This window comes from Pseudovibrio sp. Ad26 (genome assembly GCF_001623285.1).
Classification (GTDB): domain Bacteria; phylum Pseudomonadota; class Alphaproteobacteria; order Rhizobiales; family Stappiaceae; genus Pseudovibrio; species Pseudovibrio ascidiaceicola.
In genome coordinates, this window is sequence record NZ_LMCE01000034.1 from 1 (window position 1) to 23945 (window position 23945).

A 23945-nucleotide genomic window follows, 5' to 3' on the forward strand; every position below is an offset into this window, starting at 1 on the left:
AGCTGGGGCCACATCGCCATCCCCCGCATTGGCCACGAGGTCATCGTAGACTTCCTCGAAGGCGACCCAGACCAGCCAATCATCACAGGGCGCACCTATCACAACAACAACCGCACACCGAACAAGCTACCCGACTTTAAAACTCGCATGGTCTTGAAGTCAGACAGCCACAAGGCGACAGGGTCCAATGAGCTGCGGTTTGAAGATGAGGGCGGACAAGAGGAAGTCTGGTTCCACGCCCAGAAGTTCCACAACGGGGTTGTTGAGGACAATGAGACTTGGAAGGTGGGCGCTAACCGTCACAAACGTATTGATGGCTCTCAGTCGGAATCTATAGGCGGATCGAAAGATATTGAAGTGGATGGTTCACACAGAGAAACCATCTCTGGTGTAAAAGACCTTCATGTGAAAGCTGTTCGCCGCACGCAGGTTGACGCCGCCGACAATGAAAGTATTGCTGATGACAAAACACTGCTGGTTGGGGGCAACTATACCACCAAGGTGAACCGTAACATTCGCATGGAAAGCCTGGCACATCAGCATTACACCGCACCTGGTACCATCTTTGTTGATGGTGGTGATCAGGTGGTTGTTCGTGCTGGCTCTGCTATCTCTCTCAACGTGGGTGGCAATTTCATTCGTATCGATGCAAGTGGCATCAAGATTGAAGGCACTGTTGTAAATGTCAATTGCGGCGCAGGGGCCCCAGCGACTGGCAAGGATGTGCCATTCATTGAACCATCTGCTCCAGAAGATTATCAAGGCCCCCATGCAGAGCGCTATGCCCGCTCCTTTGAGAAATAGGAGAGGTCTATGTCTGGAAAACCCGCAGCTCGTTTAGGTGACATTGGCTCTGGCCATGATTGTCACTTTCCGCCAACACCTGCCATTGCCGGAAGTCCGAATATCTTCATCAATAATCGCCCTGCTGTAAGGCAGGGTGACGCCTATGCGCCCCATGGCTGTTCACCATGCCCGTCTCCCTCTCATGGTAGAGCATTGGCGGCTGGTAGTCCCACGGTGAATTTCAACAACAAGCAAGCAGGCCGTGTTGGCGATCCCATAGATTGCGGTGGTGCTGATGTCTCGGGAAGCGCCAATGTATTCATCGGCGCTGCGTCCCCTCCAGGGACACGCAAGCCGTTCGCCGAGGAATGTCCGTTTGCTAAGGATGCCTCATGACACAGGCGGCTTTATCTATCGATGTCGAGCCAGATACGCTCATCGCGGACAGTGTAAAGGCAAGCCTGTTTGCCAAAGTCACCGATGACATTGCCGCTTATGCGATTATCGACGGACAATGGTGTGAAGATATCTATGGCCGTTTACTGGGAGACGAGAATACCAACTGGTGCAGCCTGATTGCTGGAGAACTGGCACAAGAACTGGCCCTGACCGCTCCCTATCTAGTGAGGTTGGAACAAGACAGTGATCTCACCAACTGGTTGATTGAGGAAGGTTGGGGCAAGGGCTGGGGGATTTACTTTTTAGCCTCAAAGTCGAAGGCCAAAGAGCTTTACAGAACCCCGCCCCCTGAAAGCCTGAAGCAGCAGGTCGAGCGTGGGGCCTTTGTTGCTTCGCCAGATATCTCTGAGGACGAAGCCACGGATGTAGTGCTTCTGCGACGGCACTTCCGGCGTTACTTGCGCGTTGAGTTTGAAAGTGATGGCCGGTTGGTGCGGTTTCGGTTTTTTGATCCAGCTGTTCTGCGCGTCTGGTTGCTCTCTACAAACCCGATGGAAACGCAGGCATTCTTTGGGCCGATCACCGACTTCATTGTTGAGGATTGGTGTGAGGAGCCCAGCCTGTGCAATGCCCATCAGCTTTGGCACTTTGCAGGACCTGCTGCAGGTGAACATTGCAAAGTAGGCCGTTTTAACATGCAAACCCGCCAACTCACACCCATGACACCAATTACAGAAAGCTCCACACAAACCAACGAACGACCCAAGAGCCACATCACCCTCATCCGCAAGGCTCAGGAGAAGGCGTTTGAGGATATGCAATGGGAGTTGTATGCAGAGAAAGTTGTTCGATCTTTAATTGAAGAAAAAAATAGTAAAAATTTTAATTTTTTGAGCTATGCAGAAGTAAAAGAATTTGTAAAAGGTGAGCTAAAAAATGCGCGATCCAAAGGTTTGGAAGGCCAAAATGAGATGTATGCTTTTATTCGGACTATGGCAAATAAGTCTAATCAGAGCAGGAAGCATAGTAAATGAGTAGAAATAGTTTTTCCAGTTTTTCTTTTTACAATATATTTCTTCTTGTTACTATCGGCGCCATGCCATGGGGTGTCTTATTTAATAACGATGGTATCGAATATAATCCTTTATTGAATAATATTTCACGCTTAATTCCTAGTATAAGCAACTATACAAAGGAGATAGCAGATATTTATAATGCTGTAATTTTTATTATGCTTATAACTTGTTTACACTTAACAAATGTAAATAAAAAAAATATTCATAAGTATTTTATGATTATATATATAACGATATTTGTTTTATTGTTCTGTGTAAATAAATATTTTTCGATGATGTCAGTTAGTTATGTATATTGATTGAGGTTATCTATGAGTAATAATTTCCCTGATAAATCTGTTTCTTCTTGCGAAGTTTGTGATTTTGTACTTCGGATTGGAGTTTTCTTTGACGGAACTGGAAACAATCAAAGTAATGTTCGCTCAAAAAAGATTTCAGACAGTTTTCTATATTTTTGGGAAGGTGATGATAGTTATAAGAGCGACTTCACAAATATTTGGAAGTTGCATAATCTATATCCCCAACAACATTCACAGAGAAATATTAATGAAGAAAGGTATATTTTTGGAAACTATTATGTTGAAGGGATAGGGACCGAAAACAATGAACCCGACAGTAAATATGGCGCAGGGTTGGGAACGGGGGATTCTGGAGTAATTGCTAAAAGCGAAAAGGGTGCATCGCAGGCATTTAACTTTGTATCTACGTATGCTGGTTACAATATCATTCGAATTGAAGTAGATGTATTTGGATTTTCACGTGGAGCAGCAGCTGCCAGACATTTTTCTAATTTAGTCATTAATTTTAAGGGTATTTACAGCCCCTACCATTGGGTCTTTAAGGAAATTGGCCCAGGCACGGTAAATATGTCAAGAATTCCTGCTAGAAACATGGTGGGTAAAAAACGTATACGAAAGGAACATAACGGAGAATTATACTCAATATTTGAGGAAATACCTGTGGAAATACAATTCATTGGCTTATTTGATACTGTTCCATCAGTTATCGACTTGCTGGATGGTGACATCTCAGCCCAAAATGATGATAATGGTGATGTCTTAACCCATTTACCCTCTGGTATTGCACAAAAGAAAGTTGTGCAGCTCGCAGCAATCAATGAGCGTAGAGAAAATTTCGGACTGAAATCCATCCTCTCGAGCCCAGTATCATGTAAAAACCCGGAAGTTAAAATAGAAGGCAATCACCTAGAAGAATGCATGTTCGGTGCGCACTCTGATATTGGCGGTGGGTATGTTTCAAAAGCATATGGTGCAGATCTAGGGGTTGAGCCTGACGCTGCTAAAAAAGCGCTGGATGAGGGATGGATCGGTGAAAAGTTAGCTAAAAAGTGCTCGTCCAAAACAACGGACAAATCTTATAGACACGATGGCTACCCTATTGGACAATCTTTAACTGAAGAGACATGCATCATTGAAGGCGAAACTGGTAAAATCATTGAGGAGACTTCAACAACTACTACAACATTAAAAGATATCGGAACGAGTTCGCTTTCTACGCACAAATCCACATTACAGCGTGAGTATGTTGACGGAGCATATTCCCGTATCGCTTTGCATAAAATGCATGATTATGCTGTTGCTAGTGAGGTTCCCTTTATCGCACTAAATCATGAGGATGGTGAAGGCTCTAAGGAAGCTAATCCTATTCCTGAGCTAACTGATATTCCAGATGAACTGAAATTCATTGATGAGAAAATACACAAGGGCGAACCTTTGTCAGATGATGAACTGAAGCTTTTGAAGAAAAAGTACCTTCATCACTCTGATAATTATGAGGGTATTGGACACGACCCACATGAGAGTGGAGAACGCCTGATTTTTCCAAACTAAGAAAATACCGTGTTTGGTGCATCGTTCAGCCCATAATGGCTAATTTCTGGAAGCAGGAATTGAGAATTTTGCGTCAACACTACGTCAACCGCCCTACGCATTTCAAGCTGTACATAGCGCCGTTTGTTGTCGTATTTTTCGTTGAAGTGCTGTGAAAGTTGCTAAGCGGTATCAGTTGTTTGTGAGCTAACTTATTGAAAAATAATAACAGTAGGATTTACTAAATTAGAGGCTCATAACCTGAAGGTCGTAAGTTCAAATCTTACCCCCGCAACCAAATATTAAACCCGCTATCTCAATGAGATGGCGGGTTTTTTGTTGTTCAGATTTTGAAAACATCAAAACACGGATAAGTGCAGCCTAGCTGCCATTTCTGAATGACTTGTCGCCATAGACGAAGCGGGGGTCGCGGCCGTAGCTGGAGGCGGCGTCGCCGGCGTTGTAGAGTTCGCATTTGTCGAGAGACAGGCAGCCGCATCCCATACAGCCTTCTAACTGCGATCTCAAACGCTCCATGCGGGCGATCCGCTCATTCAGATGAACTTTGAACTGTTGGCTCAGCCGTTGCCAGTCGGCTTTGTTTGGAGCACGGCCCGATGGAAGAGTACCAAGCTGAGCTGAAATTTCCTTGATGGTGAAGCCAAACTCCTGCACGACCAATGCAAAGGACAGACGACGGATGTCGGCTCGCATAAAACAGCGCTGACCATCTGAGTTGCGACTGGCAGCGGCGGTATTACGTTACTACGTGCGTTTGTTTGCGTTACTAGCGCTGAGCTTGCGTTGCTATGTCTATATGGCGCGCGAAAGTAACTCTGCTAACACGGCAACGATAGACCGTGCTCTCTAGGATAACCCCGGCAAATATCCAGCTCAGCTCTCAAGCTGCGAAAGGGGATAGAAGTAATCTATCCCCCCACCTCAGATTTGAGCGCTGAATCCCTTTGCAATCCGCATAGGGGATAAGTGATTTGAGGGCAGCAAGCACAAAACTCAATCAGCAACCAAGTCTTGTGATGAGATCAGCAAAATCTGAGCCGCATCTTCTTTCAAAAGCGCATCGGGGCGGGTGCAGGTAGTTTCTAATTCCACGAACTTTCGCTCGCGGCCAGAGGTTAGAATGGAGAACATGACGTCTGCAACATGGAGCGCAAGGGCGTGGTTGCAGCGATGTGCGCGGCCTTCCAAAATACCCATTGCCATATCAGAGAGGCCAGCAGCTCGGTAATTTGCCAAGGCGCCCATACTATCGTGTTGCTGGTTGGGTTCTCCAAACGGATGCTGCCAAGCTGGTAGATCTACCGGTACTTCATTTTCATCTGCAATGCGTACCTCTCCACCAAAGAAGTTTGGATCAGGCCCATACAGTGTGCCAGTTTCGCCGTATAGCTCCATGTGGTTATGGCTATGATCCTTCACATCCCAACTGGCTCCAAAAGTAATCACAGCACCACTATGGAACTCGAGCAGGGCATGAACAGTGGTCTCTGTTTCAACGGAAATTGTCTCTCCATAACGCTGTTCAGAGGTGACTGTTCGTTTTGGAGACGGAATAGACGTTAAAGCTGAAACGGCTTTTACAGGCCCAAGCAACTGTACAAGGTTCGTGAGGTAATACGGACCCAGATCAAGAATTGGCCCACCACCATCTTTGAAGAAGAATGCAGGATTCGGGTGCCAATGCTCCATACCACGGCTCATGACATGACATGTTCCGCTCCCAACTTTACCAATCGCTCCACTATCGATCAGGCTACGGCATTGCTGATGAGATCCGCCAAGAAATGTATCTGGCGCAGAGCCAATACGAAGCCCTTTTTGCTCAGCAAGTTCAAGCAGGGCTTGCCCCTCTTTCAAAGAAAGAACAAACGGTTTTTCTGAGTAAACGTGCTTGCCAGCTTCGAGGATGCGGCGACTTATGTCGTAATGTGCTGCTGGATTAGTAAGATTGACGACTATATCGATATCGTCTGCTGCCAATAGCTCCTCAACGGTATAGGCCAACACTCCGAATTCGGCCGCTCTGGCATGTGCGGCATCCATATTGATGTCTGCCACTGCCTTCAGGTCCAACCCATGAAACAGAGGGCCAAGCGTAAGGTAGGTTTCCGATATATTACCGCACCCGATAATGCCAATACCAAGCTTTTCTAACATCAAACACCTTCCAGCATTTTGAGTGAGTTCAAAGAGCGTTGCGCAAAGCGGGCAAAGTCACTCGGGTTGTCGTGTTCCATGACATAAACACAAGCACGGCTTTTCTCTTGTAAGACTGAGAGGATTTGGCCCCACTGTACAGTGCCGAAACCAACGTCTGCCCAGCCATCTTCATCGGCACATTCGCCAGTGGCAGCAATGTCTTTGACATGAACAGCTGTAATGCGGCTGCCATAGCGCTCAATCCATGAAATCGGATCGTGACCACCTCGGATGATCCACGCAATGTCGGCTTCCCAATCGATCTCTGGCGCTTCAGTGAGGATGATTTCCATAGGTGTACGCCCGTTGTACTCACATTGGAATTCAAAATCATGATTGTGCCACCCAAAGCTCAGGCCTGCAGCCTGCACTTTTGTGCCGACCTGCGCGAGGCGGTGAGCAAATGAGATCCAGTCAGCTTCAGTTTGAGGGCGTTCTGATGGGGCGAGGAAAGGCGCGAAAATGCGCGTTATTCCAAGATATTTTGCCAGTTCAATATAGCGTGCTGTATCTGCTTCTAGTTCATCAATTCCAAAATGGCCGGAGGGCATGGAAAGGCCGTTGGCATCCAGCATCTGTCGCAAAGCATCGGGATCTTCATAGACCCCGCCAAAGCCTTCTACTTGGGTGTAGCCCATCTTGGCCAGACCGCTCAAAACCTCAGTCAATGGCTGAGCATTGCGTGCACTATAAAGCTGAAGGGAAAAATCCATTGTGATCAATTTCCTGCGTTTAGAGACGTAATTCAGATGTCTTGTCAAACAAAGAGGCTTTAACCGGGTCAAAGCCGATAGGCAGGCGGTCGCCCACATTGACAGTGGCTTGTCCGTCCATACGGAAATGGAAGGGTTGATTGTCCAGCGAGGTCCACACCAGCGTATCTGATCCCATTGGCTCCACAACTTCGACTGATATGTCGGAGTTAAATGGTTGCTCCTGAGCTGCATTCCCCACGTGAACATGCTCTGGACGGATGCCAAGATAAATTGGTCTGTTGTCTTCTGCTCTGGTTTTGAAGTTGTAGCGGCCTAGCGCAATATCCAGGTTATTTGATGTGAAACTAGGCTGTTCATCAATGCCATATGCACCATCAAGGAAGTTCATGGCCGGGGAGCCGATAAAGCTCGCCACGTACTTGTTTACCGGTTGATTGTAGATGGTAAACGGGTCTGCGAGCTGTTGAATGACACCGTCGCGCATAATCGCAATGCGGTCTGCTAGTGTCATCGCTTCCACCTGATCATGCGTTACATAAATCATGGTGTTGCGTAGTTTTTGATGCAAACGCTTCAGCTCCACACGCAACTCCGCACGCAGCTTCGCGTCCAGATTGGAAAGAGGCTCGTCAAACAAAAAGACATCCACATCACGAACAAGAGCGCGCCCAATGGCAACACGTTGGCGTTGACCGCCGGAAAGTTGCCCCGGCTTGCGGTTTAGCAAGGGCTCGATCTGGAGCATTTGGGCTGCGCGGTTTACCCGGTGCTCGATATCCTCACGAGGCACCTTGGCATTCTTCAAGCCAAACGTCAGGTTTCCACGCACCGTCATTTGCGGGTAGAGCGCATAGGATTGAAACACCATGCCGATGCCTCTGTCTTTCGGCTCAGCCCATGTAACGTTTGTGCCGTTTATGATGATTTGGCCTTCGGAGAGATCCAGCAATCCTGCAATGCAATTCAGCAGGGTAGATTTCCCGCATCCTGATGCACCCAGCAGAACAAGGAACTCTCCTTCAGCGACATCCAAGTTGAGTTGATCGAGAACGGTAGCTTCACCAAATTTTAGCGACAGATCGCGAATGCTGATTGAGTTCACTGTATTATCCTTTCACAGCACCGGCGGCGACGCCGCGCACAAAAAAGCGCCCAGAGAAGAAATAAACAGCCAATGGCACTGCGCCTGTCAGCAAGGTTGCAGCCATGTTGACGTTGTATTCCTTCACACCTTGTGTGGTGTTGACGATGTTGTTGAGCTGAACAGTCATGGGGAAGTTTTTGACCCCCGCAAAGATGACACCAAATAGGAAATCATTCCAGATTCCAGTGACTTGCAAAATCACCGCAACGACAAAGATCGGAGCAGACATTGGCACCAACACCTTCAGGAAGATGCCCCAGAACCCAGCGCCATCCACACGAGCAGCTTTAAACAACTCCTCAGGTAAAGCTGCGAAGTAGTTGCGGAACAAGAGTGTCAGAATTGGCATTCCAAAGATGGTGTGAATGAAGATCACGCCTTGAAGAGACCCGAATATGCCCAGCTCTCGGGTAACAATCACAAGCGGATAAAGCATCACTTGGTAAGGAATAAAACTACCGAAGATGAGAATGGTAAAGAACACTTCAGAGCCCTTAAATTTCCAATTGGAAAGGGCGTAACCATTCACAGAGGCAATGGTGATGGACATAATAACGCTTGGGATGGTGATCCTTACGGAATTCCAGAATCCAACTTTCAGCCCTTCACAATATAGACCCGTGCAGGCGGTATCCCAAGCCTTAGCCCAGGGAGCAAATGTAACTTCCATTGGCGGAGCAAAGATGTTGCCAAGACGTATTTCTGGAAGGCCTTTAAGGCTTGTCATCATCATCACATAGAGTGGTAGCAAGTAATATACAGCGGCTACCAACAGAACCGAGTAGAGCATTATTCGTGTTGGGTTGATGCGGCGAAGTGGTTTGGCGCCGGATGGTTCCTTTGCGGAGCTCTTACTGGGCTTTGCTCGAGTAATTTCGTAGGATTCAACAGTCATATCAGCCCCTCTACCTCTGTGCTTTCTTCTTGCCGTATTCGAGATAAATCCACGGAATCAAGATGATGAGGACGGTTGTGAGCATAACTGTAGAGGCAGCGAGTGCTTGCCCAACATTGGCTCTGGCGAACATGAAATCATAAACGTATTTGGCGGGCACCTCTGATGCGATGCCTGGACCACCCTGTGTCATCGCAACGACGAGATCGTAAAGCTTAACGATGCCAGCTGCGACAATTACAAGAGTGGTGACCATAACACCGCGCATCATGGGAACGATCACAAACAGGTATGTCTTCCAAACCGGGATTCCATCAATTCTTGCAGCGTTCCAGATCTCCCGGTCAACGCCGCGAATACCAGCCAACATCAACACCATGACGAAGCCAGTTCCTTGCCAGATGCCAGCAATCAGCAAGGCATAAAGCACCGTGCCCCGGTTGGCGATCAGGTCAAAGGTGAAGTTTTCAAAACCCCAGGATCGTACAGTCTCCTGAATGCCCAGACTTGGGTTCAAAATCCACTGCCAGACAATGCCGGTAACAATGAATGAGAGAGCAAAGGGATAGAGGTAGATCGTCCGAAATGTATCTTCAAAACGTATTTTCTGGTCGATCAGAGCAGCGAGAATAAACCCGATGACAAATGAGATCAGAAGCGAAAGAACTCCGTAAATCACGATGTTTTCCAGCGAGATCAACCAGCGAGAGGTACGGAACAATCGCTCATATTGTGCAAATCCGACAAACTCGTTGACTGGCAGGGCACGGGACTTGGAAAAGGAATAGATGACTGTCCAGATCGAGCAGCCAAGGAAAACCACAAGTGTTGTGGCAATCATCGGCAATGCAGCAATCTTGGCATTAAGGTTTCGAAATAAAGGGTTTGGCCGTTTGGCGATGGACATTCACACATCTCCGACGCAAGTCAGGTGGGCCGATCCTGAAGACCGACCCTCCAACTGTTTTTAAAGGAGAGGTGCCATTAATCGGCATACTCAATGATTTCGACAAAGCGAGTTTGCGCTTCATCGACACTCATTTCCGGCGAGCTGAAGAACTCCACCCACAAATCTTCAATTTGACCTTGTGTGTCAGAAGAAAAAGCCTGCTCAGATCCGGGCAAAATATTTTCCGGATTTGCCAGAATGGAGATACCCTTCTTCATGCAAGCATTTGCATCATCAAGATTGATGTCGCCACGGATTGGAAGGGAACCTTTTCGAAGGTTGAAATCGACCTGAACCTGCTTGGAAACCAGCAAGGAAGCCATTTCCAACTGAGCTGCAACGATCTCAGGCTGGTCTCCGTTCGGTTTCGGGAAGAAGAATGAGTCCCCACCGGTATCAAGAACAGGATTAGCGCCCAGACCCGGCAGACAATCATACTCATTGCCAGCTGTTTGCCCGGCCAAAGAAAACTCTCCTTGAGCCCAGTCACCCATGATTTGCGCGCCAGCTTTACCAGTGATGACCATGTTTGTTGCATCGTTCCATGCACGGCCAACATAGCCACTGTCCACTAATCCACGTGCGGCAGCAACAGCTTCAAAGACCTTTCGCATTTCAGGGCTGCCCGCCGCCTCAACGCTCTTTTGCTCTTTAATTTGCCGGTAAAGGTCAACGCTACCTAGTGCAACCTGAAAGACATTAGCCATGCCGGTGAGCTGCCAGGCCTCACCACCAACGGCCAAAGGTGTAACCCCTGCTTCTTTCAGTTTGGGGGCGGTCTCAATAAACTCTTCCCAATTGGTCGGAACAGCTAAGTTATTGTTTTCATAAACGCCACGGTTCAACCACATCCACTGGAATGAATGAATGTTGACCGGCACGCAGTAGACGCGACCTTCGTAAGTACAGCTCTCAAGCAGTTTTGCTGGGCGAATGAAATCAGCCCAACCTTCTTTCTCGGCTATCTCAGTAAGATCTGTCATCAGGCCTGCTTTGATCAGGTCTTCCGCATCACGCCCTGTGTTAAGCTGGGTCGCCCCCATTGGATCACCACCAGAAATACGGCTTATGATGATCGGACGAGCATTGCTGCCCCCTGCAATCGCGCTGTCTACCCAATTATGCCCGGCACCTGTGACTGCATCAGCAAACACTTTCACAGCAGCGGCTTCCCCACCAGAAGTCCACCAATGTGTCACTTCCAAATCAGCAGCATAAGCAGAAGAAGCACCGGCGAGCATAGTTGCTGCGGTTAAAAATCCTTTGACCTTAAGCATTGAATTACCCTCCCAATAATTCGAATGATGATCAGGCCTCCCAACCTGATCATTACGTCAATCACAGTAGCTTTATGATAGTTTTATTTTGACTGCAATCGATTACATATATATCGTAGTCAGTGAAAATACGCTGAGTCAACAGTAATTATTGGCCAGTAACTGTCCATAAATAGTATCGGTCAACGTATGACTTCAAAAGTTGTTACAGTACAGGATGTTGCCATTGTTGCAGGTGTTTCTACAGCCACGGTAAGTAGAGCTCTTAGCAAGCCTGCGAAGGTGAATACAGCAACTCGAGAAAAGGTGATGGCTGCTGTTCGTGTCACCGGTTATCGTATCAATCAAACTGCTCGAAATTTGAGGAAAAAGGAGGCAGGAGCGGTCGTTGCTCTTGTTCCTAATCTGGGAAATCCGTTTTTTTCTTCAATACTTTCCGGCATTGAAAGTGTGCTCGCCAAAGAGGGCTTAAGCCTGCTGGTCGTGGACATACTTCAAACCAGTTTTAAGCGTGAACAGGCCTATGACTACCTCTCGATGAATCAGGCAGATGGTTTGCTGGTGCTTGACGGCACATTGGATCTCACGAACCTAAATGACGGTTCCGTATCTTCAGAATTACCACCCGTCGTGTACTGCTGTGAGTGGGGCACAGACCCACGTTTCGGATCGGTGCGGGTTGATAACCACCAAGGCTCTCAGTTGGCCGTGAGCCATTTACACACACTCGGCCACAACGCTATCGGTTTGGTGCGAGGCCCTTCAGAAAACAGGCTTACAGCCGCCCGACAGGAAGGCTTTGAAGCTGCTATTTCAGAATATTCTCTGCCACTTCGCGAAGAGTGGCTGATTGACGGTGACTTTTCGCTAGATGCAGGCGTACAGGCCGCACACAGATGGTGCGCACTGGACGAGCGCCCGACTGCTATGTTTTGCATGAGTGACGAGATCGCTTTTGGGTTCATATCAGAGCTTGACCGGCTTGGGTTTTCCGTCCCCACAGATGTCTCCGTCATAGGCTTTGACGATATCGCAATTGCCGAACGTTTCATCCCGTCTTTGACAACGATCCGCCAGCCCAGATTCCGCATTGGGCAGGAAGCCGCCGGTAAGCTGCTACGCCGCATTGCCGGAGAAGTCGAAAACCGTGCCGAGAGCGAAGCTGCTGCACGCCGAGCAGTTCTGCCAGTGGAGTTGATTGAAAGGCGAAGCACAGCGCCTGTTAGCGAAAAACAGCGCGCCTTGTAGTAGCCAAACGCCACAAGGCACTCATATTTAATCCATACAAGCCATTGGAATATTGGGAGATTATGTGATGAAAACGCTCAAAGGTCCCGCGCTTTTTCTAGCGCAGTTTGTCGGAGATGCAGCCCCATTTAACACGCTTGGGTCAATAGCCAAATGGGCCGCTGATTTGGGATATAAAGGCCTGCAGATTCCCAGTTGGGATGAGCGTTTGATTGACCTTGAAAAGGCGGCCACAAGCAAAACTTACTGCGATGAGTTGAAGGGGACACTAGCTGATCATGGCGTTGGAATCACCGAACTATCGACCCACCTGCAAGGCCAGTTGATCGCAGTTCACCCCGCTTATGATGTGATGTTTGACGGGTTCGCGCCGCCTCAGGTGCATGGCAACCCTAAGGCGCGGCAGCAATGGGCAGTCTCACAATTGCTTCTGGCGGCTAAAGCCTCGCAAAATCTGGGGCTCACGTCTCATGCCACGTTTTCGGGGGCGTTAGCATGGCCCTATGTTTACCCGTGGCCACAGCGCCCGGCTGGTCTCATTGAGACTGCATTCGAAGAGCTTGGTAAGCGCTGGATGCCAATCCTTAATGCCTTTGATAAAGCAAATGTAGACGTGTGCTATGAGATACATCCGGGAGAGGATCTGCATGACGGCGTCACCTTTGAGATGTTCCTCGCTGAAGTGAAAGGCCACACCCGCGCGAATATTTTGTATGATCCAAGCCACTTTGTGCTGCAGCAACTGGACTATCTCGGCTTCATTGACGTCTATGCTGACCGCATAAAAATGTTCCACGTTAAGGATGCCGAGTTTAATGCATCGCCCAGGCAAGGCGTTTACTCCGGCTATCAGAGCTGGGAGAACCGCGCAGGCCGTTTTCGCTCTCTGAGTGATGGCCAGGTGGACTTCAAATCAATTTTCTCCAAGCTTGCCGCTCTCAACTTTGACGGATGGGCCGTGCTGGAATGGGAATGTGCCCTCAAGCATCCTGAGGACGGGGCGAGAGAAGGGGCGCAGTTCATAAAAGACCACATTATCCGCGTCACTGAGCGCGCCTTTGATGGCTTTGCAGATGTAAGAACAGATGAAGCAGCCAACCGCCGCATTCTTGGCATTTCAGAGCTAAAAAGCGTCCAATAAGCTGACAACCAAATAGGCTGCTGGGACACGCAATATCAGGCTGCTTGCTCGGAAAGGCGCGTTGCGTGGGTGAGGGGGCTTAGCTCGTTTAAAGTTCAGGCGCGATTATATGAACTTCGGAGCCATTGGGAGTTGAAGGCTCCGTCAAAGCTATGTTGTTTGCACGACTGATGTGAAAAAAGGCAGCCGAGATATCCTGAGTGATCTCGTCATGGAGTACAAATGAAATTCTGCCCGCGTTGAGCAATGCTTTGTTTTCCTGATTAAGGTCATGTGCAATGTAGCTGTCTGGATACATCTTATGCTGCTCAAGCATTTGAATAATTGCCCTGTTTCCTCCGCCCATGGAGTACACAGCACATATGTTCTGCTCTTTCTCAAGAATAGAGGCCAGGTCTTTTTCAATTTTATGATCAACTCCAGAACCTCCTGTGGTTTCAACAAAATTCAGGTCTGGACGATTACGTGTGAGCCATGATCGAAAGCTGATTGCGCGTGTTTCTTCACCTTTAAAATGCTCGTGGCTGCGGCTCATCAATATAGTTCCGCCAGCAGAATGTAGTGTCTTAGAAATCAGGTAAGCAGCAGTCTTTCCCGCCTTTGCATTGTCAATCCCAACGTATGTCAGTCGTTCTGAGATCGGAATATCGGTGAACATCGTGAGGACAGGAATATTCCTTTCTGTGAGTGCTTTGATCATGTCTCTAAGCTTTGGCGTGTCACGCAGCTTCAGGCAAACCCCATTACTACCGTGAGTCATAATGCGTTTGAGGTAACTGACGGCCTCAGCCTCTTGCATATGCTCTTGCATTATGAAACGCGGCCGGATGACGACAGGGTTTGATCTGCCAATTTCACTTTCAACAGCGCGCCGTATTTCAGAGGAGAAGCGGTCCGGAGCTTCGACAACAAAGTCGATAAAGAGCTTCTTGCCGCGTGCAGACAGCTGCTTTTCCTGCAAGTGCAAATCTGCAATCGCGTTTTGTACTCTGCGGACAGACTGCAGACTTACGTTTGTGCGGCTGTGAAGTACGCGGTCAACCGTTGCTGTACTTAATCCAGCTTGAAGAGCGATTTCTTTAACAGGGAAACGATGCGTCATTGATGGATTCTTGATGGAAATGCATATGGCTGGCAATTCAACATTTTGCTTATTTAAGGCCTGATACATCAAGGAGAGGGACTAAGATGGTCAGTAGCAAACAAATTGATGGATTTTACAGGCAATCGGCCTGTGACTTAAACGAGTTCAAGGCACTCGTGGAACAGGAGCTGTCCGCTGAGACAGTTCCCAACGCCACCCATGTGCAAAGCAATATCCCTATTTACAGCGCAGCGAGCCTGCGAAATATGCTTGAAGACACATCCAAGCGCAGAAGCTTGTTGTCAGAGTGGGCTAGTGTTATGCAAAATACAGCTGGTGTTCTGGTGATTAAGGGAGCAGCGGAAAATATCGCAGCGATAGACGAAGCTACGCAGATATTTGAGAGCATTATTTCTGCTGAGAGATCTTCCGGTAGTGGCGGTGATCATTTTGCAGCAGCTGGTGCGAACGATCGTATCTGGAACAGCCTGCAGAAGCTATGCTTGGCAGATCCATCTGTATTTGCTCGTTACTTTGCCAATCCGCTCATTGACGCGGTCTGTGAGAGCTGGCTGGGGCCGAATTATCAGATGACGACACAGGTTAATCTGGTCCATCCAGGAGGGGCTGCACAGCAAGCGCACAGAGATTATCATCTGGGCTTTCAGACTGCCGAGGTCTGCGAGGATTATCCGGCTCATGTCCATCATCTGTCCCCCTACATGACCTTGCAGGGCGCGATTGCTCACTGCGATATGCCCCTTGAAAGCGGACCTACAAAGTTGCTGCCGTTTTCACAAAAATACCTGCCAGGTTATGTGGCGTGGAGGCGAGACGATTTCCGGGAGTATTTCGAGGCTAACTATGTGCAGCTTCCACTCGAAAAGGGAGATGCGGTTTTCTTCAATCCTGCATTGTTCCATGCAGCTGGTGCAAACACGACGACAGATATTCACCGTATGGTGAACTTGCTTCAGGTCTCATCTGCGTTTGGCCGCGCAATGGAAAGTGTTGATCGTAGTGCTATGTGTTCTAAGGTTTTTCCGGCCCTGAAGCATCTGACTGAGCAAGGGGTGCTATCAGGCAAACATCTTGACGCGGCAATAGCATCCTGCGGAGAAGGGTACTCGTTCCCAACCAATCTGGATTTGGACCCACCAGTCGGCGGGTTAGCTCCTGAAACTCAACAAATGCTATTGAAACGCGCGTTGAATGAAGGGATGGCCGCGGACGTTTTCACGAAGGAACTGCAAAAGCAAAGTGCCCGCCGTCTGCCTTAAAGGTCAATTTCATAATAGTCAGCGCTATCTAAGGATCGGCAGTTTTTTTAGGGAGGGGCGAATGATGGTTTTAGTCGCATTGACGACTGCCTCGCTCCCCATCTGGCTGTTCAATGATTAACTGGGTGGCGACAAGGCACCCTTTGAGATTGTGATCATCAGAACACCCCTCACTACGAACTTATGTCATGGTGAGGGTTCAAATGCAGTGTAACTGGAGCGGTCAAAAACAAACAGGCCGTCTTCTCGTACGTGCACGTTCAACCAATCGGTGTGAGCGTCCTTTCTTGCCATTCAATTACGGTGTTGCCTGCTTGATGTACGCATCGTGGCTGTTTTGCTGTCTTCCGAGCTGATGTTGATCTCTTTGTTTGAAGCCGTGAACGGCTACCTCATATCATCAAAACAGTAAATTTAATGCAAGCGGTTGCAATATTGGTAATTGTTGGGTTAGTTTAATCCCGTAGTGATCGACAGAATAGATTTAGTGATATTAGTGTTTGTTTGGGTTTTAGTGTTGAAATAGCTCTCAAATTCGCTTCATTAAATCTTGCAATCGGTTGCTAAAGCAAATGGGAGGAAACTATGAAACAAACTGGTTTACTGGCAGCAGTCGCTGCGTTCACGATGATGGCAACAGCCGTAAACGCCGACACTATCGGTTTTTCAAGTCCAAATTTTGATGATAATTTCCAGACAGCTCTTCGAGAAGCTGCCAAAAGTCGTGCGGAAGAACTCGGGCATTCAATTCAGATCGAAGATGCCCGAGAAGATGTAGGCATGCAGTTGAGCCAAATTCAGAACTTTATTGCCTCTGACGTTGCTGCAATCATCGTAGCGCCGGTAAGTGCGGCAGCGACCCCTCAAATCACCAAAATGGCAGAAGCAGCAGACATTCCGCTGATCTACGTGAATCGTCGCCCTGCAGATCTGGATGCGCTGGGTGAAAAGGCTGCCTTTGTGGGGTCTGATGAAACCTGGTCCGGCACGTTGGAAGCTTTTGAAGTGTGTAAGCAGGCAGCTGGCACTGGTAAGGCGGTCATGTTGATGGGGATTCTTTCAAACGAAGCTGCCGTTACCCGCTCTGAAGACGTACGCGAAGTCCTGAAGCTTTCCATGTGTAACGGTATCGAGCTTGTTGCGGAACAAGAAGCCAAATGGCAGCGCACAGAAGCAAACAATGTTGTTTCGAACTGGCTCAGCTCTGGTCTCGAATTCGATATCGTATTTGCCAACAACGACGAGATGGCTCTTGGCGCGGTGCAGGCTCTCAAAGCTGCTGGCGTGAATATGGATGATGTGCTGGTTGCTGGTGTTGATGCAACAGATGACGCTCTTGCTTCTTTGGGTAAGAATGAGCTGGATGTCACCGTTTTCCAGAATGCGAAGGGGCAGGCAACTGGCTCTGTTGATGCTGCTGTGAAAGCTATGAACGGCGAAGCTCTGCCAAACTGGATCAATATTCCGTTCGAGCTGGTCACTCAGGACAATCTCAAATCCTACATGAGCCAATAACAGGCTTTCAGTAAGGGCGCTCCGTGTATCTGCGCGGAGCGCTGCTCGCTTTGCAACTCATATTCTATTGGCCGTGATGTCGGTTTGGCCGATTTTATCTCAGCCCTGATGAGGAAAAGAACAATGAATGATGCGAGAAAGATCGTCCTACGAACGCAAGGTCTTTGCAAAAACTATGGTGGAGTGCAAGCTCTGAAAGGTGCAGACTTTGAGCTCCGTGAAGGCGAACACATCGCAATCGTTGGTGATAACGGGGCAGGGAAGTCCACCTTTGTTCGCCAGATCACTGGCGTTGAGCAACCCTCTTCTGGTCAGATGTTTTTCGACGGAAAAGAGGTCAGCTTCAATAGTCCTCTCGATGCTCGGGAAGCAGGTATTGAAGCTGTATTTCAGAATCTGGCACTCGCCAATGATCTGGATGTTCCAGCCAACATCTTCCTTGGACGTGAAGAAGTCTATTTCAATCTCGGGCCTTTCAGTTTTCTGAATGAAAAGAAAATGCTGGCGAAAGCCAAAGAGGGGCTTGAGAAGACTGCTGTAAAAATCCCTAATTTGCGCAACGCAATCGGTAACATGTCCGGTGGTCAGCGCCAGTGCGTTGCTATCTCACGCTCTGCAGCCTTTGCCTCCAAACTCATCATCATGGATGAGCCAACCGCAGCGCTTGGGGTTCAGGAAACCACGCAGGTGGAGAACATCATTCGTCGCTTAAAGAAGCAAGGCATTCCGCTGATCCTGATCAGCCATAACCTACGTCAGGTGTTTAACCTTGTAGACCGGATTTTTGTGTTCCGGCGCGGTGAAATTGTTGGTGTCGTAGACGCAGACAAAACGGATGGCAACGAAATTGTCTCCCTCATTACAGGTGTGAAAACTGGCGTGCATGAAAACGCCAGCTACATTTAATTGGGAGCACGTAGATGAACACTACTGCAATCCGAAAGCTTCCTCAGGAGGCGAGCATTCTGATGGTGTTGGTTGGAATTGCTGCGCTTTTTGAGATCCTTGGCTGGATTTTCATTGGGCAAAGCTTTCTGGCCAACTCCAAGCGCCTCGTTATCATTGTTCTTCAGGTATCTATCATCGGCATCATTGCTGTTGGTGTAACGCAGGTCATCATTACCTCTGGCATCGACTTGTCGGGCGGATCTGTGGCGGCACTCTCTGCCATGGTGGCAGCGAGCTTTGCGCAAGCGTCGGGCGGTTTTTCCATCTTCTATCCCGGCATTGTAGACCTACCCGTTATTGTTCCTCTATTGGCTGGTATCGGGGTTGGGTTGCTGGCAGGAAGTATCAACGGAGCGATCACCGCCTATACTGGTGTTCCCCCGTTCATTCCTACATTGGGAATGCTTGTTGCAGCTCGCGGGCTTGCCGTGCTGTATGCAGAAGGTCAGCCAATCTTTGGTCTGACCGAGCAATATACGGCGATTGGTCAAGGAATTAACCCAGTCTTGATCTTTCTCGGCGTTGCTCTGCTCTTCCACGTTCTTTTGAAGCACACGGTTTATGGGCGCCGGACGTATGCGATCGGCTCCAACGAAGAGGCGGCCCGAATAGTCGGCATCAAAGTAAACCGCCATAAGGTTCTTGTATATTCGATTGCGGGTGGCCTTGCCGGTCTTGCCGGTATCGTCATGAGTGCTCGAGCGACAATGGGCCAGCCTGGCATGGGCTTCATGTACGAGCTGGATGCAATCTCCGCAGCCGTCATTGGCGGAACGTCATTGTTCGGCGGCAAAGGGAAGATTTCGGGGACCGTTATCGGCGTCTTCATTCTCGGCGTTATCACATCAGGTTTCACCTTCCTGCGGATCGATTTTTATTATCAGGAAATCGCCAAGGGCATGATCATCGTTGCTGCCGTTATCGCTGACCAGCGTCGGCAGGCTCGTAAGGCATAGTTCGGAGGCCATCTTGATTAATTCATCATCAACATTAGGCTCAGCCGAAACGCAAAAGTCTCTCCTTCAGCGTCTTCCAAAGGACACGGGTATTCTTCTGGTACTCGTCGGAATCGCCGCAATTTTTGAAGTTTTGGGCTGGTTTGTCGTTGAGCAGACTTTCATCTTCAACGGTCAACGTCTGTTCATCATGATCCTGCAGATGGCAATCATTGGCATTCTTGCGATTGGCGTTGGTCAGATTATCATCATGGCAGGCATAGATCTTTCCGGTGGCTCCATTCTTGGTTTCGCCGGTATCGTAGCTGCCTCTCTGGCGCAAAGTTCAGAGTATGCCCGGGCTGTCTATCCAGCGCTTACAGATCTGCCGATCATCTTTCCGGTACTCGCAGGCATTGCTGTGGGAGCGCTGCTTGGTTTTGTCAATGGGAGCGTAATTGCTCTAACCGCAATTCCGCCGTTTATCGCGACCCTTGGGATGCTTGTCGCAGCGCGTGGCTTGGCGCGTTGGTATACAAGTGGCAAGCAGGTGAGCTTCCTGACTGAGGATTTTGCCATCTTTGGTTCCGGAGCCTGGCCCGTTGTAACATTCTTGATTGTGGCTGGCGTCTTCCATGTGCTTTTGAAATATACGGTTTATGGGCGCCGTACCTATGCAATCGGCTCAAATGAAGATGCAGCCCGTGTTGCAGGCATTGCCGTCAAAAGGCACAAAATCCTCGTGTACACCATGGCTGGCGCACTCTATGGCATCGCCTCGATCGTTCAGACCTCGCGCGCAATGACGGCTCAATCGGGCACTGGCCTGATGTTGGAACTGGATGCAATCTCGGCAGTTGTGATTGGTGGGACTTCTCTCTTCGGCGGTCGGGGCCGCATTATGGGCACCATCATTGGTGTGCTCATTCTGGGTACGCTGACTTCAGGTTTCACCTTCTTGGGTATCGATGTTTATTACATCAATATCGTCAAGGGTGTTTTGATTGTTGCCGCCGTAGTCGCAGATACTTATCGGCAAAAGCGAGTTGCGGCCTGATGATATGTAAAACTTCGAGGCTGGGAGGTCTGCTCCCAGTTTCGAAGGGATAACCAAGTAATAACACCAAAATTTAATTGTGTTTTTTTACTTGGGCCATCATTGATGAACGGATTAATTTATAACTTCCAGATGCGCAAAAACGAAAAGGCAGAGGATGGCTGTTACGCTAAAAGATGTTGCATTGCGTGCAGGAGTCTCTGCTTCCGCTGTGTCTCGCTCCTTTACGGAAGGTGCAAGCGTTTCTGCAAAAACTCGCCGAAAAGTCGAAAAAGCAGCGCACGAATTGGGCTATCGTCCTAATGTCCTGGCCTCCAGCTTAACAACGCGGCGGACAAAGCTCATTGGCCTGGTCTCCAACAATTTCCATAACCCGGTTTTTCTGCAGGTCTTTGATCTGTTTACGCAATCTTTGCAGGAAAAAGGGCTCCGACCTCTTCTCGTGAACCTTTCAGGTGAAGTCGATCCGGCCAAGTCACTCGATATGCTTCTGCAATATAGCGTTGATGGGGTGATTGTAGCTTCCTCCACTCTACCCCCTGATTTTGCTGAATCATTCCGGCATGCCAAAATTCCGGTTGTGCATTCCTTTGGGCGATGCAGCGCGACACCTACTGTACACACCGTAGGTATTGATAACCGTTATGCGGGCGAGCTGGCTGCACAGCTCTTGGTATCTAAGGGCTTTAAGCATATTGGGTTCTTGGGTGGGCCTGAAAATGCGACATCTACCCAGGATCGCTTCATTGGCTTTAAGCGAGTTCTCTCTGAGTATCCAAATATAAAATTTTCCGTCAATTTCGCGGAGGATTACTCTTATGATGCTGGCAGAAAGGCGATGCAGAGCATCCTGATGCAAGAGCACGCTGAGGCATATTTCTGCGGCGATGACGTGCTTACTATTGGTGCTTTGAGTGCTGCGCAGACCGCTGGTCTCAAAGTTCCTGAGGAAATAGGCTTTATTGGCTTCAACAACATGGAAATGGCAGGTTGGGCAAATATCAACCTGACAACCATTCATCAGCCCGTTCAGGAAATCATCTCATCCTCTGTTGAGTTGCTTGTTGACTGTCTGGATGATCCAGACCGGATCCCTGAAACACGGATGTTTCCATGCCGTGTGGTTGAGCGCGGAACTCTTTTACAAAAGGTCACTTAGTTGCTGGCAAATACCAGGGGCCCCTACAAAAAAGGGGCCAGTAAGTTATACGGCCCCTTTTCAAAAGTGTTACTTCAGTAGAGCAGGGACAGCGTCTTGCCATGCACCAGATGCGTGCGCTGATTTTACTGCCGCATAAACACTTGCCATAGACCGCAAACCATCTTCAGAACTTGGGAATAGGAATGCTGCTCCGTCAGAAGATCCACCAGCTTTGTCCGCATGGATCATCTCTGCAAGGTCGCAATAGATATTAGCAAAGGCCAGGGGCATGCCTTCTGAGTGGCCAATCGTGACGCGTGATGCTTTTTGGGCTGCATTGTATAGGTCACCAGCGCCGCGCTCAATGATCTGGGTGCGCCCGTTCAATGGCGTGTAATGCAATTGGTTCGGATGTTCCTGTTGCCAGGCCAATCCACCTTTTTCACCAAACACCTGCAGGCTCAGGCCATGCATACGTCCAACGGCAACTGCTGATGTCCAGAGACGCCCAACTGCGCCGCCATTCATTCGGAAGTTGATCATTGCATCATCTTCCAAGTCACGGCTAGCAATGGTCGATGCAAAGTCAGCTGAGACAGTCGATACTTCCTGTCCGGTGACAAAGCAGGCCATATGCAGCGCGTGGATACCTGCATCAGCTAATACAGCAGAAACGCCAGCAGCAGCAGGGTCGTAGCGCCAGCGAACGCGTGGATTATCGGCATCAGCTGCATCGGCGTGGAAACCATGCGCGAACTCTGCTTTTACAAGGCGGACTTCACCCAGTTCACCTGCGGCAATCATTTCTCTCATCTGGCGAACCAAAGAAAATCCTGAATAGCCAAAGTTTACCGCGCACTTTTTGCCAGTCTGACGACTGATCTTTACGATCTCTTCGCCTTCTTTGACAGTCATGGTCATCGGCTTTTCACAAAGCACGTGAAAACCACCTTCGAGGAAGGCCTTGGTGATCTCGAAGTGTGTTGCGTTTGGTGTTGCAATAGTAACAAGATCAACTTTGTCACTGCGCGTTTTTTCAGCGGCCAGCATTTCCTGCCAATCACCATAAGCCCGGTCTTCTGCAATACCCAGCGACTGAGCAAACATGCGCCCTTTTGCTGCATCTGCATCCAGAGCGCCCGCAGCCAGCTGAAACAATCCGTCAACGGATGCACCTAGACGGTGCGCAGGACCAATCTGGCTTCCTTCGCCGCCTCCAATCAGACCCCAGTTTAATTTAGTCATGATGTTTCCTCAGTGAAAGCCAATGGATTCCAGGTAGTTACGATTGTGTTTAGCATCATCGATCGGAGATGTGTCACCTTGTGGATCGCAGTCTTGTTCAACCGTACACCAACCTTCGAAGCCTGCCTGGCGCAGTTTTTCAAGCACTGCTGGGAAATTCACTTCTCCCTCACCAAGGTTACAGAAAATCCCTTGAGCGCATGCGTCGTAAAAACCAATCCTGTTGGTTATAACCTCTGCCTTTACCGGTGCCGATGTATCTTTGAAGTGCATGTAAGAAATGCGGCCCATATGGCGGTCCATGAATGCAACCGGATCAAAGCCAGCATATGTCGAGTGGCCAGTATCTAAACAGATTTTTAGTAACTCGGGATCGGTTTCAGCTAGGAGGCGCTCTAACTCACTCTCGAAGTCCATAAAGCCTGCGGCATGCGCGTGGATGCCGACTGTAAGGCCGTATTCTTCGGCCCCCATACGCGCAACTGTCATGATACGCTCTTTGAATGCAGTCCACTCCTGCAGATCCATTTGCTCGGCTTCACTCGCACGTCCGGCAGTTGGTGCCCTCCGTGGTGAAATTGAGTCAATCAGCACCAAATGCTCGGCACCATGAGCCTTCAGGGCTTCGCAGGTCCGCTTCGCGCCATCCCAAACATCCTCCCATGCTTTCGGATCATGAAATGGCCGGAAAACGACACCCCCAACCAGTTCCAGATCCCGCTTCACAAGCGCATCCTTCAGCACTGCCGGGTCCTCTGGCATATAACCAATCGGCCCAAGTTCGATGCCCTTGTAGCCCGCGGCGGCACATTGATCGAGAACGCTTTCCCAGCTCGGGTTACGTGCATCATCTGCGAACTCTACCCCCCATGAGCAGGGCGCATTACCAATTCTAATTCCCACGTTTCATCCCTTTGTTGTACTTAGAGCGATGTTGCTAATCTACTGGTGCCATCATGCTGCTGTGGCGGACTTATGTTCAGGCCGGAGGAGGGGTATGGAAAATTGAAAGCGGTTTCAATATGATTTGCCACAGCATTGACCAGACTGAAACTATATC

21 protein-coding genes and 1 pseudogene are annotated in these 23945 nt (G+C 49.0%); 12 read left to right on the plus strand and 10 right to left on the minus strand.

The genetic code is table 11. The features are described 5' to 3' along the window. The 4 genes from PsAD26_RS05505 to PsAD26_RS05525 form a co-directional block, all read left to right on the plus strand. The coding region (locus PsAD26_RS05505; RefSeq protein ID WP_244278165.1) for a phage baseplate assembly protein V at positions 1-804 on the plus strand (804 nt) is incomplete at its 5' end. A 9-nt stretch (positions 805-813) separates the two neighbouring features. Then, entirely contained in the window at positions 814-1182 is a 369-nt protein-coding gene (locus tag PsAD26_RS05510) for a PAAR domain-containing protein (protein ID WP_082596416.1), read from the plus strand. After that, on the plus strand, positions 1179-2219 hold the full coding sequence (locus tag PsAD26_RS05515) for a DUF4123 domain-containing protein (protein WP_063309609.1): 1041 nt from the start codon (positions 1179-1181) through the stop codon (positions 2217-2219). Before PsAD26_RS05510 ends, PsAD26_RS05515 begins: the two co-directional genes overlap by 4 nt. Before the next feature lie 353 nt (positions 2220-2572). Next, positions 2573-4111, plus strand: a complete 1539-nt coding sequence (locus PsAD26_RS05525; RefSeq protein WP_063309611.1) for a DUF2235 domain-containing protein — start codon at positions 2573-2575, stop codon at positions 4109-4111. A gap of 360 nt (positions 4112-4471) precedes the next feature. Here PsAD26_RS05525 and PsAD26_RS05530 read toward each other — a convergent pair. The 7 genes and pseudogenes from PsAD26_RS05530 to PsAD26_RS05560 form a co-directional block, all read right to left on the minus strand. After that, positions 4472-4825, minus strand: a pseudogene (locus PsAD26_RS05530) (MerR family DNA-binding protein); the annotation flags it as partial. Between the two features lie 279 nt (positions 4826-5104). Continuing rightward, on the minus strand, positions 5105-6268 hold the full coding sequence (locus PsAD26_RS05535; RefSeq protein ID WP_063309612.1) for a Gfo/Idh/MocA family oxidoreductase: 1164 nt from the start codon (positions 6266-6268) through the stop codon (positions 5105-5107). After that, positions 6268-7023 (minus strand): sugar phosphate isomerase/epimerase, encoded by a 756-nt coding sequence (locus tag PsAD26_RS05540; RefSeq protein ID WP_063309613.1) that lies wholly within the window; start codon positions 7021-7023, stop codon positions 6268-6270. Before PsAD26_RS05540 ends, PsAD26_RS05535 begins: the two co-directional genes overlap by 1 nt. A 19-nt stretch (positions 7024-7042) precedes the next feature. Further along, a complete protein-coding gene (locus PsAD26_RS05545; protein ID WP_063290911.1) occupies positions 7043-8128 on the minus strand; it encodes an ABC transporter ATP-binding protein in 1086 nt (361 codons plus the stop codon). A 4-nt stretch (positions 8129-8132) separates the two neighbouring features. Next, complete coding sequence (locus PsAD26_RS05550) at positions 8133-9065, minus strand: carbohydrate ABC transporter permease (RefSeq protein ID WP_063309614.1); 933 nt, start codon at positions 9063-9065, stop codon at positions 8133-8135. Positions 9066-9075: 10 nt separating this feature from the next. Next, positions 9076-9972 (minus strand): sugar ABC transporter permease, encoded by an 897-nt coding sequence (locus PsAD26_RS05555; RefSeq protein WP_063304423.1) that lies wholly within the window; start codon positions 9970-9972, stop codon positions 9076-9078. A 77-nt stretch (positions 9973-10049) separates the two neighbouring features. Beyond that, complete coding sequence (locus PsAD26_RS05560) at positions 10050-11291, minus strand: ABC transporter substrate-binding protein (RefSeq protein WP_063309615.1); 1242 nt, start codon at positions 11289-11291, stop codon at positions 10050-10052. 189 nt (positions 11292-11480) lie between these two features. On the opposite strand from PsAD26_RS05560, the gene PsAD26_RS05565 reads away from it, so the two are divergent. Next, on the plus strand, positions 11481-12539 hold the full coding sequence (locus PsAD26_RS05565) for a LacI family DNA-binding transcriptional regulator (RefSeq protein WP_063309616.1): 1059 nt from the start codon (positions 11481-11483) through the stop codon (positions 12537-12539). 67 nt (positions 12540-12606) lie between these two features. Further along, positions 12607-13680 carry a sugar phosphate isomerase/epimerase gene (locus tag PsAD26_RS05570; protein ID WP_063309617.1) on the plus strand — a complete coding sequence of 358 codons (1074 nt, stop codon included), beginning with the start codon at positions 12607-12609 and terminating at the stop codon, positions 13678-13680. 88 nt (positions 13681-13768) lie between these two features. On the opposite strand, the gene PsAD26_RS05575 is transcribed toward PsAD26_RS05570, so the two are convergent. After that, positions 13769-14782, minus strand: a complete 1014-nt coding sequence (locus tag PsAD26_RS05575; protein WP_063309618.1) for a LacI family DNA-binding transcriptional regulator — start codon at positions 14780-14782, stop codon at positions 13769-13771. Between the two features lie 86 nt (positions 14783-14868). Here PsAD26_RS05575 and PsAD26_RS05580 point away from each other — a divergent pair, with 86 nt between their 5' ends. The 6 genes from PsAD26_RS05580 to PsAD26_RS05605 all read left to right on the plus strand — a co-directional run bounded on the left by PsAD26_RS05580 (position 14869) and on the right by PsAD26_RS05605 (position 21658). Then, the gene (locus tag PsAD26_RS05580) at positions 14869-16044 is read left to right on the plus strand and encodes a phytanoyl-CoA dioxygenase family protein (RefSeq protein ID WP_063309619.1); all 1176 of its coding nucleotides are present in this window, start codon (positions 14869-14871) and stop codon (positions 16042-16044) included. A 585-nt stretch (positions 16045-16629) separates the two neighbouring features. Beyond that, positions 16630-17559, plus strand: coding sequence for a substrate-binding domain-containing protein (locus PsAD26_RS05585; RefSeq protein WP_063292644.1), 930 nt, complete (start codon positions 16630-16632; stop codon positions 17557-17559). A 123-nt stretch (positions 17560-17682) separates the two neighbouring features. Then, positions 17683-18465, plus strand: a complete 783-nt coding sequence (locus PsAD26_RS05590) for an ATP-binding cassette domain-containing protein (RefSeq protein ID WP_063309620.1) — start codon at positions 17683-17685, stop codon at positions 18463-18465. Positions 18466-18479: 14 nt separating this feature from the next. Next, on the plus strand, positions 18480-19463 hold the full coding sequence (locus tag PsAD26_RS05595) for an ABC transporter permease (RefSeq protein WP_063309621.1): 984 nt from the start codon (positions 18480-18482) through the stop codon (positions 19461-19463). A 16-nt stretch (positions 19464-19479) separates the two neighbouring features. After that, on the plus strand, positions 19480-20499 hold the full coding sequence (locus PsAD26_RS05600) for an ABC transporter permease (protein WP_063309630.1): 1020 nt from the start codon (positions 19480-19482) through the stop codon (positions 20497-20499). Positions 20500-20656: 157 nt separating this feature from the next. Continuing rightward, entirely contained in the window at positions 20657-21658 is a 1002-nt protein-coding gene (locus PsAD26_RS05605) for a LacI family DNA-binding transcriptional regulator (protein WP_063309622.1), read from the plus strand. A gap of 69 nt (positions 21659-21727) precedes the next feature. Here PsAD26_RS05605 and PsAD26_RS05610 read toward each other — a convergent pair whose 3' ends face one another. Together PsAD26_RS05610 and PsAD26_RS05615 are read right to left on the minus strand one after the other, a co-directional pair. Then, positions 21728-22885, minus strand: a complete 1158-nt coding sequence (locus PsAD26_RS05610) for a Gfo/Idh/MocA family oxidoreductase (RefSeq protein ID WP_063309623.1) — start codon at positions 22883-22885, stop codon at positions 21728-21730. 9 nt (positions 22886-22894) lie between these two features. Next, positions 22895-23788, minus strand: coding sequence for a TIM barrel protein (locus tag PsAD26_RS05615; RefSeq protein WP_063309624.1), 894 nt, complete (start codon positions 23786-23788; stop codon positions 22895-22897). Positions 23789-23945: the final 157 nt, after the last annotated feature.

Bases quoted from the DNA above. Each gene is read 5' to 3' on its own strand.
- PsAD26_RS05585 (WP_063292644.1), top strand. From the start codon at position 16,630: ATGAAACAAACTGGTTTACTGGCAGCAGTCGCTGCGTTCACGATGATG.
- PsAD26_RS05580 (WP_063309619.1), top strand. From the start codon at position 14,869: ATGGTCAGTAGCAAACAAATTGATGGATTTTACAGGCAATCGGCCTGT.
- PsAD26_RS05565 (WP_063309616.1), top strand. From the start codon at position 11,481: ATGACTTCAAAAGTTGTTACAGTACAGGATGTTGCCATTGTTGCAGGT.
- PsAD26_RS05560 (WP_063309615.1), bottom strand. From the start codon at position 11,291: ATGCTTAAGGTCAAAGGATTTTTAACCGCAGCAACTATGCTCGCCGGT.
- PsAD26_RS05595 (WP_063309621.1), top strand. From the start codon at position 18,480: ATGAACACTACTGCAATCCGAAAGCTTCCTCAGGAGGCGAGCATTCTG.
- PsAD26_RS05525 (WP_063309611.1), top strand. From the start codon at position 2,573: ATGAGTAATAATTTCCCTGATAAATCTGTTTCTTCTTGCGAAGTTTGT.
- PsAD26_RS05535 (WP_063309612.1), bottom strand. From the start codon at position 6,268: ATGTTAGAAAAGCTTGGTATTGGCATTATCGGGTGCGGTAATATATCG.
- PsAD26_RS05550 (WP_063309614.1), bottom strand. From the start codon at position 9,065: ATGACTGTTGAATCCTACGAAATTACTCGAGCAAAGCCCAGTAAGAGC.
- PsAD26_RS05605 (WP_063309622.1), top strand. From the start codon at position 20,657: ATGGCTGTTACGCTAAAAGATGTTGCATTGCGTGCAGGAGTCTCTGCT.
- PsAD26_RS05555 (WP_063304423.1), bottom strand. From the start codon at position 9,972: ATGTCCATCGCCAAACGGCCAAACCCTTTATTTCGAAACCTTAATGCC.
- PsAD26_RS05590 (WP_063309620.1), top strand. From the start codon at position 17,683: ATGAATGATGCGAGAAAGATCGTCCTACGAACGCAAGGTCTTTGCAAA.
- PsAD26_RS05610 (WP_063309623.1), bottom strand. From the start codon at position 22,885: ATGACTAAATTAAACTGGGGTCTGATTGGAGGCGGCGAAGGAAGCCAG.
- PsAD26_RS05575 (WP_063309618.1), bottom strand. From the start codon at position 14,782: ATGACGCATCGTTTCCCTGTTAAAGAAATCGCTCTTCAAGCTGGATTA.
- PsAD26_RS05515 (WP_063309609.1), top strand. From the start codon at position 1,179: ATGACACAGGCGGCTTTATCTATCGATGTCGAGCCAGATACGCTCATC.
- PsAD26_RS05570 (WP_063309617.1), top strand. From the start codon at position 12,607: ATGAAAACGCTCAAAGGTCCCGCGCTTTTTCTAGCGCAGTTTGTCGGA.
- PsAD26_RS05540 (WP_063309613.1), bottom strand. From the start codon at position 7,023: ATGGATTTTTCCCTTCAGCTTTATAGTGCACGCAATGCTCAGCCATTG.
- PsAD26_RS05510 (WP_082596416.1), top strand. From the start codon at position 814: ATGTCTGGAAAACCCGCAGCTCGTTTAGGTGACATTGGCTCTGGCCAT.